The following is a 13,903-nucleotide window of genomic DNA, read 5'->3' on the forward strand; positions in this document are numbered from 1 at the left end:
ATGAGCGATTCGGAAAAAAAGTGGCTACGGAATCCGGGCCCCGTTCCGGCCCAGACGCCGCCTCAGCGCAAGCCGATCACCGACGGGCTGCCCGTGGGCACGCCAAACTCCGGATCGCCCTTGCCCTCGAGCGGCGATCCTGGCTGCACCCGATAGTCCGCGGCGAGCTTCGGGTCGGACTCGATCACGTTCGCGCCCTTCCTGACCACCGCCGCATCCTTCGCGAACAACCCACCCTCATTACCAAACATCCCGCTGTATCCCACCCAGATCTTGCTGTTCTCGGTTGCTCGCGCGACGTACGGCTTGTTGTTCAGGAAGATCGAATTGGTCGCGTAGATCGTCGCGTCCTGCTCGGCATATAAGCCGTCATCGAGATTGCGTTCGAACACCGAGTTCGCGACATGCGCCGAGGCCTGGTTGTACGCGGCGATGCCAGCCGAATCGTTGCCGCGAATGATCGCGTTCGCGAGGCGCAGGTGCGCGTGCTCATCGAGCCAGATCGCGACGTGTCCATCGAGCACGCGAAGGTTCTCGGCGTCGAGATCGGAGTGACCGCGGCCGGTGAGGCCCATCTTTTGATACTTCTCGATCGTCACATCGCGCACCCGCACGCGACTGTCGATCGCGAAGATGCCGTGGCCTTCGTAGATCTCATCTTCCTCGATGTCGAACTTGAATCCCGTGAACGTGAGGCCCTGCACGTCCACGTTGGCACGATGAATCACGAGCCCCGTGGTTCGCGGACCGGTGCTGCCATCGAGCACCGCGCCGGACTCGCCGATCAAGCTCAGACGCTTGCCATCGACCACAACGAAGCCGCGAATCGTGTGGATCTTGTAAGGCACGTCACGCACGGCGGTCGCGGTGTAGGTGCCCGGTCGAATCCGAATCGTGTCGCCATCGGCCGCAGCGTCGATGGCGGCCTGGAGGCCGCTGCCGCTGGAGAACGCACAGTCGGCGGCGAGCGCCTGCGTGGGGCACACCACGTGGGTCTTCGGGCCGGTCGAAACTGCCGGGGGACTTACCTGCGAGCCCTTAGAGCAACCGGCTAACACGCTTGCGACCACGAGCACGGACAGGCTGAAACGCACAGGCATGCGGATTCTCACTACGTTGGTGAGTCAAGTATGTTGGCAACCTGCCGATGCTCGTAGATGCGAAGTTGGCCCCGCCTGGTGCCGAGGCGACACCAGACGATGTCAGGTCTTGGTCAGCCGCGACCGCCTATGCTGTGACCTTTGCCGCCAGCCTCAAAGTCGCCAGCGCAGTACTTGAGAATGAATCGCGATCCCCTCCCTCCCGGCCGTCCGTGTCATGCGACTGCTGCTCGTTGAAGACAATCCGCAGCTCGCAGAGCTCGTGCAGGAGGGATTGACGCGTCAGGGCTTCGCGATCGACCGCTGTGGCTCGCTGAAAGAGGCGATGGCGGCGCGGAGCGCAGCGAGCTACGACCTCATTCTGCTGGATCTGGGCCTGCCAGATGGCGATGGCATGAGCCTCGTGCGCGAGCTGCGCAAGGGCCAAGACTCCACGCCCATCCTGATTCTCACCGCGCGCGGCGGTCTCAACGATCGCTTGATCGGTCTCGATGGGGGCGCCGACGATTACTTGGTGAAGCCGTTCGAGATCGCGGAGCTCGCGGCGCGATGCCGGGCGCTGCTGCGTCGGCCGGGCGCAAGTCTCGGCGTCGTTCTGCAGCTCGGCAACGTCGCGCTCGATACCACGACGCGCAGCGTGACCGTGAACGATCAGCGCATCGATGTGCCCCCCCGCGAGGTCGCCCTGCTCGAACAACTCCTGCGACGCGCCGAACAGGTCGTTCGCCGCAACCAGCTCGAAGAATCGCTCTACTCCTTCGGCGAGGAAGTCACGCCCAACGCGCTCGAAAGCGCCGTGTCCCGGCTTCGCAAACGCCTGACCGCCGCTGGCGCCAATATCCTCGTGCGAACCGCGCACGGCATCGGCTACGCGATTTTTCAGCAGTCGTAGCACGATGCAGCCCGGTCCGAGTCTCGTTCGCCAGATCTCTGTTCGCTTGGTCGCAGCGGCGGTGCTGGTCTCGTTGATCGAGATCGTCGGCGTGCTCGCGATCTACGCGAGCCGACAGCCCAAGCTCGCCGCGGAGCTCGTGACCTCGCAAGCGGACCGCGTCTTCGATGCGCTGAGCTCGGAGGATGCACATCGCAGCCTGTCAGCGCTCGAACCGCCGCAAGGCGCCGACGACTGGGCCTTCACGGTGCTCGATCGCAATCGCAACGTGATCTTCGAACGTCAGCCTTCGAACCCGACCCACTTCCCAACCCTGCCCGCCCCGACCGATCACGACTGGACGCGTCTCGAGCGCGACAGCAATCCCGTGATTCTGTACGGCTCGCGCCATCTGCCCGATGAGTCGTGGGTGACGATGGCGGTGACCGGCGAAACCTTGCCGTTGTTCGGCATCGTCTACCTCCGCGAAGCCTGGACGCACGTCATCGTGCCCGTCGCGCCCGTCACGATCCTGGTGTTGCTGCTCAATGTTTATATCGTGCGCCGGATGCTGGCGCCGCTTGCAGCCTCCGCCGCCGAGGTCGATGCGCTCGATCCCTCGCGCATGGAAACACGACTCACCGTTCCGGCGACCCCTCGCGAAGTTCGAGCCCTGGTGCTTGCGATGAATCGCGCCTTGGATCGCCTCGAACAGGCGATGCAGACGCTCGAATCGTTCACGGCGGATGCGGCTCATGAAATGCGCACGCCGCTGTCCATCTTGAAACTACGTGTCGAGGCCTTGGACGCAGGCCCCGCGAAGAACGCGCTTCGCGAAGACGTCTCCGCCATGACGCGCCTCGTGAATCAGATGCTCGATCTCGCGCAAGCCGACACCCTCGATTCTCAAATCACCCAGACGGTCGATCTTGCGACCCTGGCGCGCGATGTCTGCGAGCGCATGCTCCCCGTCGCCGTCGCCCGCGGCTGTGACATCGCGCTCATCGATCAGGGCGGCGCTAGCATCAAAGGCCATGCCGAAGCGCTCGCTCGCGTGCTCGCGAACCTCATCGACAACGCCATCGCCTACTCGCCCAAAGATCGCAGCATCGACGTGATCGTCGGCCCCGGTGCGCGCCTGGTCGTTCGCGATCGCGGCCCGGGCTTTTCACGGCAGAACGCGCAGCTGTTGTTCCGACGATTCTGGCGAGACGCCGCGCCTGGCCGCGCCGGGGCGGGCCTGGGCCTTGCGATCGCTCAAAGCATCCTCGCGCGACATGGCGCGACGATCACCGCGGACAACGCCCCCGACGGCGGCGCCGTATTTACGATTCAGTGGACCAAAGAGAGCCTGACATGAGAACTGCGGGAGTGCCGGCGATAGTAGCGGCACTGGGGTTACCGATGTTTGCAGACGCCGCCGAGTCACCGGACGGCACACCGCCATTGCTGCTCGAAGCAGCCTACACAGGCGAGGTCTGGCGCAACTTCAGCGGCGGCGCGCGTGTGGACGGCACGTATCTCGACAACATCGACGTGATCGCAACGCTCGATGCCGAACGCGCCTGGGGCTGGACCGGCACGACGTTCCTGGTCTCGGGCCTGCACAACAATGATCCGACGCTCTCGGATCGCATCGTTGGTGACATTCAAACCGTCAGTAACATCGATACGGACGGCGCCACGCGATTGTATGAGGCGTGGGTGGAACGTGCGTTCGAGGTGGGCGCGATCAAGCTGGGTCTGATCGATTTGAACAGCGAACTGGATGTGAACGAGACCGGTGCGCTATTCATCAACAGCTCGCACGGCATCGGCCCGGATTTCAGTCAGGTCGGCGAGAACGGCCCCTCGATCTTTCCGGTCACGGGCTTGGGCACCGTGATCCGCTGGGATGCGAGCGATCGATTGCAAATCCGTCTTGCGGCGTTCGAAGGCACGGTGGGCGATCCCACGCATCCTCACCGCACCACCGTCGATTTGGAAAACGATGAGGGCGCGCTGCTCGTGGGCGAGCTCACGGTGCATCCGACTGAGGCGAGTCGCGCCGTCGTCGGCGTGTGGCGCCATACCGGTCGATCCACCGATTTCAACGACGAGGAGTTACTGCATCGAAGTGAATCGCTCGGCGTGTACGCGCTCACCGAAGGAAAGTTGCTCGAGCGTGGCGAGAATGCGCTCTCAGGCTTCCTCCGCTTGGGCATCGCGGATGCCGACGTGCATCAGGTTTCCCGGTACGTCGGCGCAGGCCTCGTGTGGTCGGGACCACTGTTCGCAAGCGCCGAGCGCGAGGAACAACTGGGCTTAGCCTTAGCCAATATCACCAACGGCAATGCGTACCTGCGGGCGCAGGCGGCGCAAGGCACCGCCTATGAACGGCACGAGACGGCCATCGAGCTGACCTACCGCGTGCAGGCGCTCCCCTGGCTCGCGTTGCAGCCGGACCTGCAATACATCGTCAATCCCGGCACCGATCCAAGTCTGGATAACGCGTGGGTGGTGGGACTTCGATTCGAGTTCAGCTGGAGCAACGAGCCGGGCTGAACGCCCGGCCGCTGCAAAGATCTAACGATCAGGCGGTAGCCGCGCTCGCCGCCTGTCGTTTGCGAGCCCGCTCTTCTACCTTGCGCCGATCCAGATACATCATCCAGCCGGTGATCATGAAGAGCGGCAAGGCGAGGCTCGAGAGCATCAAGGCAATTGTGCCCACGAGACCGAAGTAGCCGCCCTTGTGAATGGACAGCATGCTCGCGAGCAGACGCGCGCCGGTCTGCTTCTCGGCATATTTCTCGTGAGACAAGATCTGCGAATCGCTCGGATCGATCTTGATCGTGTTCAAGGCGGTGGCGTGCGGAGAGTCCGCCAGCAAGTACTGAATGCGCAGCGGCTCTTCATCCTTCTTCGGAAAGCGCACGGCCACATCCCCCAAGGCCTGCGACCCCGTCGCCTGCTCGAAGGAGACCCACACCTTCTCGATATCCGGCGCCACGAGCGCCTTGCCCTTCATCTGCTCCTCGGCCACCGGCGGCACACCCGCAAGCTTTTTCAGGATGTCCCCGTACCAGGCATAGGCGAAATACAAACCGGTGAGCGCAGAAAGTAACAACAGCGGCAGCACATACGTGCCGATGACCGCGTGCATCGAATAGAGAAAGCCTCGACCGCGGAGCTTCCGATCGATCACGAACCAGGCGCGCCAGTTGGTCGTCCGACGCGGCCAACGCAAGTACAAGCCGGTTGCGACCATCGCGACCAGCAGAATCGCTGCGATGTCGACGACCCGGCGGCCCACATACTCACCGGCGAGCCGATCGGTGATCAGGCCTCGATGCACTTCTTCGACGATCTCGAAGAACTTCTCGCCCCGCGCGCCGCCATTCAGCCAGTCGCCCGTATAGGGATTGAGATAGCGCACGGTCTCGCTCGGGCCGGTCAGGAACAGCACGCGCACCGCGCCGTCCGTTGCGCCCGGCACGGTCACGGTGCGGACGATCGCCCCCATGCGTTGCGCCTCGGTCTGCGCACGCTCATACAGGGCTGGCATCGCAAGCCGATCGCCCTTCGCTTCCACGGTCCGTGCGTCGGCGTTCAAGGCGGCGAGGATGGGATCCTGGAAGGACATCATCGCGCCGGTGAATCCCATGAGCGCCAGCAAAACGCCGACGGTGATGCCGATGAGCCAATGGGCCTGAAACCAGAACCTGCTTTTAGCCATGAAGGTGCGCACGGAAGGAGGAAGAAAACGGCATGGAGCCTAGCCGGTTCCGCCTGACAGAGACCTGACACGGCTTGCGAATTTCCACTGAAAAAACCCGGGTCGATGTAACGAATTGTAGCCGCCGCCCCCTCCGTGGAGGGGCGCGGCGCCGCCTCACGAGCGCGTACAGTCCGCTGCGTTCAGCACCAGGGACTCGGACTGACCACGGAGAGAACTATGTTCAAATGCTCAGGGGAGGCTGCCCGGCTCGGGCGGCGGTGGGCGGCAAGCCTCGCTTTGTTTCTGGCGCCGATGATCGCGCCCGCGGTGCAGGCAGCACCGTCCTTCGTCGCGTTCGAAAGCGGTCACGTTCGACCGCTCGCATTGTCATCTGATGGCACCAAGCTCTTTGCCGTCAACACACCGAACAACACGCTGGTGATTTACAACGTCACCTCCGTCGGCATTTTCAAGCACGCGGAAGTCTCCGTCGGCTTGGAGCCGGTCGCGGTCGCCATCCGTAACAGCAGCGAAGTGTGGGTGGTGAATCATCTCTCCGACAGCGTGAGCGTCGTCTCGTTATCCGGAACGCCGCGCGTCACGCGCACGTTGCTCGTTGGCGATGAGCCACGTGACATCGTCTTTGCCGGCACCACCGGTCGTGCCTTCATCACGACGGCGCATCGCGGCCAGCAACGCACCGATGCCTCCATCGCAGCCGTGCCGGGCGCCGGCGATCCGCAACTGACGACGCCGGGTGTCGGTCGCGCTGACGTGTGGGTGTTCGATCCTGCAAATCTCGGTGCCGCCTTCGGCGGCTCACCGCTCAAGATCCTCTCGTTCTTCAGCGATACGCCGCGTGCGCTCGCCGTGAGCCCCGATCGCAAGACCGTGTATGCCGCGGCCTTCAAGTCCGGCAATCAAACGACGACGGTGTTCGAGCTGATGGTGTGCGACGGCTTCGATCCCAACACGCCCTGCTCCTTCGCCGGCAACACTCTGCCCGGCGGCAACCCGGGCCCGATGACGAACTTCGAAGGCAAGCGCGCTCCGGAGGTGGGCTTGATCGTGAAGTTCAATACCGCAAGCGGCCACTGGGAGGACGAGCTGGGGCGCAATTGGGATGCGGCCGTGCGCTTCCAACTGCCGGATCAGGACGTGTTCTCGATCGATGCCAATGCGCTCACGCAGAAGGCCTCGTTCTCGCACGTCGGCACGACGCTGTTCAACATGGCCACGAACCCGAAGACCGGCAAGTTATATATTTCCAATACCGAAGCCATCAACAACGTGCGCTTCGAAGGCCCGGGCGTGGTCGGCGGCTCGACCGTGCAAGGCCGCCTCGCGCAGACGCGCATCACGGTGATCTCCGGCACGAGCGTCGCGCCTCGCCACCTCAACAAACACATCAACTACGATGTGCTCGCGAACGATCCGGGCTTCGATCCGACGGTGAAAAACCACAGCTTATCGACGCCGCTCGAGATGGTCGTGAGCCGCGACGGTCGCAAGCTCTATATCGCCGCGTTCGGGTCGAGCAAAGTCGGCGTGTTCGACACGGCGGCGCTCGAAGCGGACACGTTCAATCCCGTGACTTCGAGCGCCAACTACATCAGCGTGAGCGGCGGCGGACCGAGCGGGCTTGCGCTCGATGAGAGCCGCAATCGGCTGTATGTGATGACCCGCTTCGACAACGCGGTGAAGGTCATCAACCTTGCGACCAAGACGGAAGTCGCGGCGTTACCGCTGTTCAATCCCGAGCCTGCGCAAGTCGTCACTGGACGGCCCCTGCTCTATGACGCCACCGACATGTCGGCCAACGGCGAGGCCGCGTGCGCGAGCTGTCACATCTTCGGCGACAACGACGATCTGGCCTGGGACCTCGGCAATCCCGACGATCTCGTCACCTCCAATCCCATTCCGATTCGGCTCGGCTTCGCGGCGCTTGCGACGCAGCCTCGGATCAACGGCACGGGCATCGTGAACGAGTTCCACCCGATGAAGGGACCGATGACGACACAGACGCTGCGAGGCATGCGCAATCACGGCGCCATGCACTGGCGGGGCGATCGCTCGCACGGCTTCTTCGGCACCGATCCGTTCGATCCGGAGCTCTCCTTCAACAACTTCGTCGTCGCGTTCGATGGATTGATCGGCCGCTCGACGTTGCCGGATCTGACCACCATGCAGCGCTTTACGAACTTCCAGCTCGAAGTGCAGTTGCCGCCGAATCCCGTGCGCAATCTGGATAACTCGCTCACGGCGGCCCAACAGCGCGGCCATGATTTCTATCTCGGCTCCCGTCGTGCCGACGGTGCACCCCCGGCGGCAGGCCCAGGCACGGGCTTTACGTGCGAAGGCTGTCATCGCCTGGATGCCTCCCAAGGCTTCTTCGGCACCGACGGTCAGGCGAGCTTCGAGGGCCTGCCGCAGATCGTCAAGATTCCTCACCTGCGTAACGCCTATACCAAGGTCGGCATGTTCGGCTTCCCTGGCATGCCGTTCTTCACCACACCCGACACCGGCAACACCGGCAATCAGATCCGTGGCTTCGGCTATCTGCACGACGGCTCCATCGACACGGTGTTTCATTTCTTGTCGGCGGTGCTGTTCGCGCCGACGCCGGAAGTCGGCTTCCCGGCGGCGACCTATGAAGGAACCCGGCGCGATATGGAGCAGTTCATGCTCGCCTTCGATTCGGACATCGCGCCCATCGTCGGTCAGCAGATCACATTGACGAAGACCAATGCGGCGGCAGTGGGCCCGCGCATCGATCTGTTGCAAGCCCGGGCCGCGGCGCCCTTCACCTCGAAGACGCTCGGTGGCGGCGTGACCGAATGTGACCTGGTCGCAAAAGTCACGCTTGCCGGCACCCCGCGGGGCTTCCTGTATAACGCGAGTTCCGATTCCTTCGTGCTCTCGGGTAGCGCGCTCGATGTGCCCGACGCGCTGTTCCGCGCGCTGGCGCTGATCCCGGGACAAGAAATCACCTTCACTTGCGTACCGCCCGGCTCGGGCACACGCATCGCCGCCGTTCCTTGAGCGCTCCACAACAACGCCGGTTGCAGATTTTTTCAAAGGTCGCCGCCACCCCACTCTGGCGGCGACCTATTTTTCTGCTCAGCGGGCCGACACCGAAGGCGGCCGGCCGTCGACGAGCCGCAACTCCTGCGCGCGAAACACCGCTTCCATGCGCGTGCTCACGCCCAATTTTGCGAACACGTTCTTCAGATGCCACTTCGTCGTGAGCAATGTGATGTTGCTTCGTTCGCTGATGTCCTTGTTGCTCAAGCCCTGCGACACGAGCTTCAACAAGTCGAGCTCGCGTTGGGTGAGCAGCGGCGTCGGCTCGGCGGGCGGATTGCTCGCGTAGGGATCGAACGCGAGCACGTCGCGGAAGCGTTTGAAATATTCGGCCGAGGGTAGCGTCGGCACGCGGGACATCTTGAGCGCAGTGGCAAACATCTTGGGCAGACCGAACACATCGTCGAACACCGCTCGACTGAAACCGCGATGCTCCGTAAGGATCAGCGCACGATTCATCCAGCGAAACGCCGCCTCTTCCTCGTGCGCCTGCCAGTGACAGGTCGCGAGCGCCGCCTCCAATCGCACGCGCCCATAGACATCGCCCGCGGCCTCCGCCCGCTCGCACAATCGCTGCAACTGAGTCGCGGCTGTATCGAACAAGCCGCGATGAATCAGGATCGCGACCGTCGATAACGCAAACTCCTCCCAGGGCTGTTCGGTGGCGGGACTCGCCTCGAGATGAAATGACTGTCCGCAATCGGCGAGCACTCGCAATGCTCGTAGCGGCTGATCCTGTAGCAACCACAATCGCACTTTCTCGAAACAAACGCGCGCGAGGAACCGTCGAGCGTTGCTGCTGTCGAGCACGCTGTGCAGATAGTCGAGCACTCTCGAGGCATCGCCGTATTTCCCCGAGGCACACTTGAGGCGTGCGGCAACCACGTGCGCGACCGTGAAGTTCTCGAGCGACGGCGCCAACGAGAGCAACGGAAACACTTCACTGCACAGCGCCTCGGCCTGCTGCAATCGATTGTGGTGATAGTGCACGGCGGCTGCGGCGGTCGTCGCGGTCACCCAGATCGGATTGCGCCGCCCACCTCGCGTACGTGCATAGAGCTGCATGCACGACTCCGCCGCCTCCTTCGCGTGCCCCTCGGCGCGATCGATCAGCATCAACACGACGGACGACTGCGCGGATGCGTAGAGGTGCTGCGTGCCTTCCAATAACTCCTTGCCTCGCAGTGCCAGCCTCCGGGCGGCATCGAAGTCCTTGTCCACGAGCAACTGATAGGCCGCGACATTGAACAGATTGGCGGTGAGATACGGATCGTCGGGGATGCTGAGCGCCTCCACCTCCGGCACCACAAACCGCACGCCCGCATCCGTCATGATCTCGAGCATCAATTGCAAGGCCGGCAACGCGCGTCGCTCCGACTCATCGCGCGCCAACTGATCCGCGAGTCGCAATTCCTGGCGTGCCCGCTCGAACTGACGCAGAAAGATCAGACTCATCAGATGCGCATCGCGCACCGCCGGGCAGTTCATGATTTCGGTCAAGGTCAGCCGTCCGGTCCACTGCAGGACTTCTGGGAACTCGCCCGTGCGCAACCACACCGGCACGCTGCGCGTCAGCACCTGCAGGCACCACAGACGATCGGCGGTCGCGAAGGCATGCTGGAGCGCTTCGGTGGGCCGCTCGTGCTCGGTGAACCATTGGCTGCTCGCTCGATGCAACCGGGCGATCCGGGTAGCACCCAGTGTGCGCAGCTGTGCGAGCAAGAACTCTCGATACAACGCGTGATAGCGAAGCCAGCAGTGCTTATCGTCCAGCGCCCGGACAAAGAGCTGCAGTTGTTCGACTTCATCGAAACATTGCGCCGCGCCGTCATCCTTCATCAAGGCGACCGCAAGTTCGCCGCAGAATCGTTCCGGCACGCAGGTCGCCAGCAGAAAGTCACGTAAGCGCTCCGGCACATCCCGCCACGCCTCGGCCATCAGATACGTGCGCACGTCGTGATTGAGACCGTCGACGCGCTCGCCGGTCGTGCTCTCGAGCAACGTGAGTTTCACGCCAGCAATCCAGCCTTCGGTGCGCTCGCTACACGCGGTGGCCTCCGGCAAGGACAGCGGCGTACCGTGAAGTAACAACGCGAGCTCGCAGATCTGCGAAGGCTCGAAGGCAAGATCGCCGGCATCGAGCTGCGTCAACGCATCGTCGAGCTTCAGTCGCTGCAGATCGAATCGCGGCACTCGACGCGTCGCGAGCACCCATCGCACGCTCGGTGAGGACTGCAGGATCAACGACAGCAATGCACGCTCACCCTCGATGCAATCCAACCAGTGCAGATCGTCGATGACGATGACGAGTGATTGCTCGAGGCAGGCGAGCCGATCGCGCAGTGCGTCGGTGATATGTTCGGCGGAACACTGCACGCAGGCACCCGCGCCGACGAAGCTTGCGACGGAGACATCGAGCGCCTTGTCGATGCTCGCGGTGAGACAGGCAAAGAAATGTACCGGCGTGCGGTCGCGACGCTCGCACAACACCCAGGCGATCCGTCGGCTCGGTTCGAGCTGGCTGTGCCATTGGGTGAGTAAGGAGGTCTTGCCCGACCCGGGCGGCGCGAGCAGCAGCACGACTTTCGCGCCGTGCTCGATGCGAGCTTGCAGTCGCGGACGGGCAATGAGTGCCGGGGTCGCCCGCGGCGGTGAGAACTTCGCCGAGTTTCCCGCCATGCCGACGATCTGCGCCATCTCGCGGTTCCGTGCCGTGCGCATAGGTCCCCATGCAGTCATTGCGATGGTTATCAGCCACCGCAAACAACCGATGCGGCGGCAATCGATCCGGTCTCGAATCTAAGAGTCTGCTGACAAAGGTGTCAATGCGAAGGCACGGCGGTTTATGACAGGGATTCTGACAGCGCCGTAAGCTTCAACCCCTTGTAATTCAAAAAGTTGCAATCACTTAGTGTGTGTTCGCACGGCCTCTGTAGAATGGCGTGCGAAGGCGTTTTCGAGCTGCAACTCGCGCAGCGGAACGCGGTCCAACTGGACGATATCCCGGAGGAGTCGAAAGTCATGGCGTCTTATCCAAGCACCGTCGCAAGTACCCCGCGCGGCTCAGCGCTTGCGACCAATAAAGTTCTTCGCAACACCTACCTGTTGCTGGCCGCCACGCTCGGCTTCAGCGCGCTGACCGCGGGCGTCGCCATGGTGATGAACCTGGCGCCGATCAATCCGTGGATCACGCTGATCGTTTACTTCGGCCTGTTGTTCGGCGTCTCCAAAACCGAGAACAGCTCCTGGGGCCTGTTGTTCATTTTCCTGTTGACCGGCTTCCTGGGCTTCACGCTCGGTCCCATCGTCAATGCCTATCTGAAGTTCCTGCCGAACGGCGCGCAGGTCGTGACGACGGCGCTCGGCATCACCGCGGCCACCTTCGTGGGCCTCTCGGCGTATGCGATCAAGAGCGAGAAGGACTTCAGCTTCATGGGCGGCTTCCTCACCGTGGGCATCATCGGCGCCTTCCTGCTAGGTCTGGTCGCGATGATCTTCCAGCTCTCGACGCTGTCGCTGGTGGTCTCCGGCTTGTTCGTGGTCGCGATGGCGGGCCTGATGCTCTATCAGACCAGCGCCATCATCCACGGCGGCGAGACGAACTACATCCGCGCGACGCTGACGCTGTACGTGAGCATCTACAACATGTTCATGAGCCTGCTGCACCTGTTGGGCGCGGCTTCGAGCGACGACTGATCGAGTTCAGTCAGACCTGAAACGACCCACGTCTGAAAAGACAAAGGGCGCTGCCACCCGCAGCGCCCTTTTTGTTTGCTCGCTCGAACCATCGATTACGGCCGGCGAATCACCGCGAGGCCGCCCATATAAGGCCGCAACACCTCGGGCACGGTGATGCTGCCATCCGGCTCCTGATAGTTCTCGAGCACGGCCACGAGCGCACGGCCCGCCGCCACGCCCGAACCGTTCAAGGTGTGCAGCGGCTCGGGCTTGCCCGTTTCGGGATTACGCCACCGCGCCTGCATGCGACGCGCCTGGAACGCCTCGAAGTTCGAGCACGAGGAAATCTCGCGATACGTATCCTGCGCTGGCAGCCACACTTCAAGGTCGTAGGTCTTCGCCGAGCCGAAGCCGATGTCGCCGGAGCACAGCGCCACCACGCGATAAGGAAGATTCAGTCGCTTGAGCACTTCCTCGGCGTTACGCGTCAGGGTCTCGTGCTCGGCGTAGGAATCCTGCGGCTTCGAGAAGTGCACCAGCTCGACCTTCTCGAACTGATGCTGACGAATCATGCCGCGCGTGTCCTTGCCATGCGAGCCCGCCTCGGAACGAAAGCACGGCGTGTGGGCGACGTAACGAAGCGGCAGCTGGTCCGCTTCGATGATGGATTCGCGGGCGAGATTGGTGACCGGTACTTCCGCGGTCGGGATCAGGTACAGCCCCGACTCGCCCTTGATGCCGAACAGATCCGCTTCGAACTTCGGCAGGTTGCCGGTGCCGGTCAGGGATTGTGCATTCACGAGATAAGGAACATAGGTCTCGCGATAGCCATGTTCGCTCGTGTGCAGATCGAGCATGAACTGAATCAGCGCACGATGCAGTCGGGCGAGCGGCCCAGTCAGCACCGTGAAGCGTGCGCCGGAGATCTTGCTCGCGGCATCGAAATCCAACTGGCCGAGCTTTTCGCCGAGCTCGACGTGATCGAGCGGCTTATAAGGAAACTTGCGCGGCTCACCCCAGCGGCGCACTTCGACGTTCGCGGTTTCATCGGCACCAACCGGCACGCTGTCGTTCAGCATATTCGGCAGGCCGAGCGTGATCTTCTCGAGCTCCGCCTGCACCTTGGCGAACTCCGCCTCGGCGGCGGTGAGCTCATCGCCCAGGGTCGCGACCTGCTTCAGCAGCGGCGCGATGTCCTCGCCCTTGGATTTCGCCACCCCGACCTTCTTGGCATGGACGTTCTTCTCATTGCGCAGCTCATCGGCGCGCACCTGCCATTTCTTGCGCGACTCCTCGAGCGAGCTCAACTGAGCCACGTCGAGCTTGAAACCGCGTTTCGCGAGGTTCGCGGCAACGGCGTCGGGGTCGGAACGGAGCAGTTTGGGGTCCAACATGACGATCTAGGCGTATATAGCGATAGGCCGCGCAGTTTAAGCCACTCGTCGAGCAAAACGCAGCCGCAGAATTGGTTTT

9 protein-coding genes are annotated in these 13,903 nt (G+C 62.9%); 5 read left to right on the forward strand and 4 right to left on the reverse strand.

All coding sequences use genetic code 11. From position 1 onward, the window contains the following. Positions 1-62: 62 nt before the first annotated feature. Positions 63-1,100 carry a right-handed parallel beta-helix repeat-containing protein gene (locus ACFPN2_RS28560; protein WP_380603061.1) on the reverse strand — a complete coding sequence of 346 codons (1,038 nt, stop codon included), beginning with the start codon at positions 1,098-1,100 and terminating at the stop codon, positions 63-65. 217 nt (positions 1,101-1,317) lie between these two features. On the opposite strand from ACFPN2_RS28560, the gene ACFPN2_RS28565 reads away from it, so the two are divergent. From ACFPN2_RS28565 to ACFPN2_RS28575, 3 genes are read left to right on the forward strand one after another with little or no spacing between them, the layout of a single operon-like run. Continuing rightward, positions 1,318-1,992 carry a response regulator transcription factor gene (locus tag ACFPN2_RS28565; protein WP_380603063.1) on the forward strand — a complete coding sequence of 225 codons (675 nt, stop codon included), beginning with the start codon at positions 1,318-1,320 and terminating at the stop codon, positions 1,990-1,992. 4 nt (positions 1,993-1,996) lie between these two features. After that, on the forward strand, positions 1,997-3,331 hold the full coding sequence (locus ACFPN2_RS28570; RefSeq protein ID WP_380603065.1) for a sensor histidine kinase: 1,335 nt from the start codon (positions 1,997-1,999) through the stop codon (positions 3,329-3,331). Continuing rightward, a complete protein-coding gene (locus ACFPN2_RS28575; protein WP_380603067.1) occupies positions 3,328-4,515 on the forward strand; it encodes a carbohydrate porin in 1,188 nt (395 codons plus the stop codon). Before ACFPN2_RS28570 ends, ACFPN2_RS28575 begins: the two co-directional genes overlap by 4 nt. Positions 4,516-4,543: 28 nt before the next feature. On the opposite strand, the gene ACFPN2_RS28580 is transcribed toward ACFPN2_RS28575, so the two are convergent. Then, a complete protein-coding gene (locus tag ACFPN2_RS28580; RefSeq protein WP_380603069.1) occupies positions 4,544-5,686 on the reverse strand; it encodes a PepSY-associated TM helix domain-containing protein in 1,143 nt (380 codons plus the stop codon). 219 nt (positions 5,687-5,905) lie between these two features. On the opposite strand from ACFPN2_RS28580, the gene ACFPN2_RS28585 reads away from it, so the two are divergent. Further along, the gene (locus tag ACFPN2_RS28585) at positions 5,906-8,710 is read left to right on the forward strand and encodes a YncE family protein (RefSeq protein ID WP_380603071.1); all 2,805 of its coding nucleotides are present in this window, start codon (positions 5,906-5,908) and stop codon (positions 8,708-8,710) included. A 78-nt stretch (positions 8,711-8,788) separates the two neighbouring features. On the opposite strand, the gene ACFPN2_RS28590 is transcribed toward ACFPN2_RS28585, so the two are convergent. Next, positions 8,789-11,473, reverse strand: a complete 2,685-nt coding sequence (locus tag ACFPN2_RS28590; RefSeq protein WP_380603073.1) for a winged helix-turn-helix domain-containing protein — start codon at positions 11,471-11,473, stop codon at positions 8,789-8,791. A gap of 300 nt (positions 11,474-11,773) precedes the next feature. Between ACFPN2_RS28590 and ACFPN2_RS28595 the strand changes: the two genes are divergently transcribed. Beyond that, positions 11,774-12,448: a Bax inhibitor-1/YccA family protein gene (locus tag ACFPN2_RS28595; protein ID WP_380603075.1), complete on the forward strand. Its 675-nt coding sequence runs from the start codon at positions 11,774-11,776 to the stop codon at positions 12,446-12,448. Between the two features lie 95 nt (positions 12,449-12,543). On the opposite strand, the gene serS is transcribed toward ACFPN2_RS28595, so the two are convergent. After that, positions 12,544-13,824, reverse strand: coding sequence for a serine--tRNA ligase (gene serS / locus ACFPN2_RS28600; protein ID WP_380603077.1), 1,281 nt, complete (start codon positions 13,822-13,824; stop codon positions 12,544-12,546). Positions 13,825-13,903: the final 79 nt, after the last annotated feature.

This window comes from Steroidobacter flavus, from assembly GCF_042651805.1.
Classification (GTDB): domain Bacteria; phylum Pseudomonadota; class Gammaproteobacteria; order Steroidobacterales; family Steroidobacteraceae; genus Steroidobacter; species Steroidobacter flavus.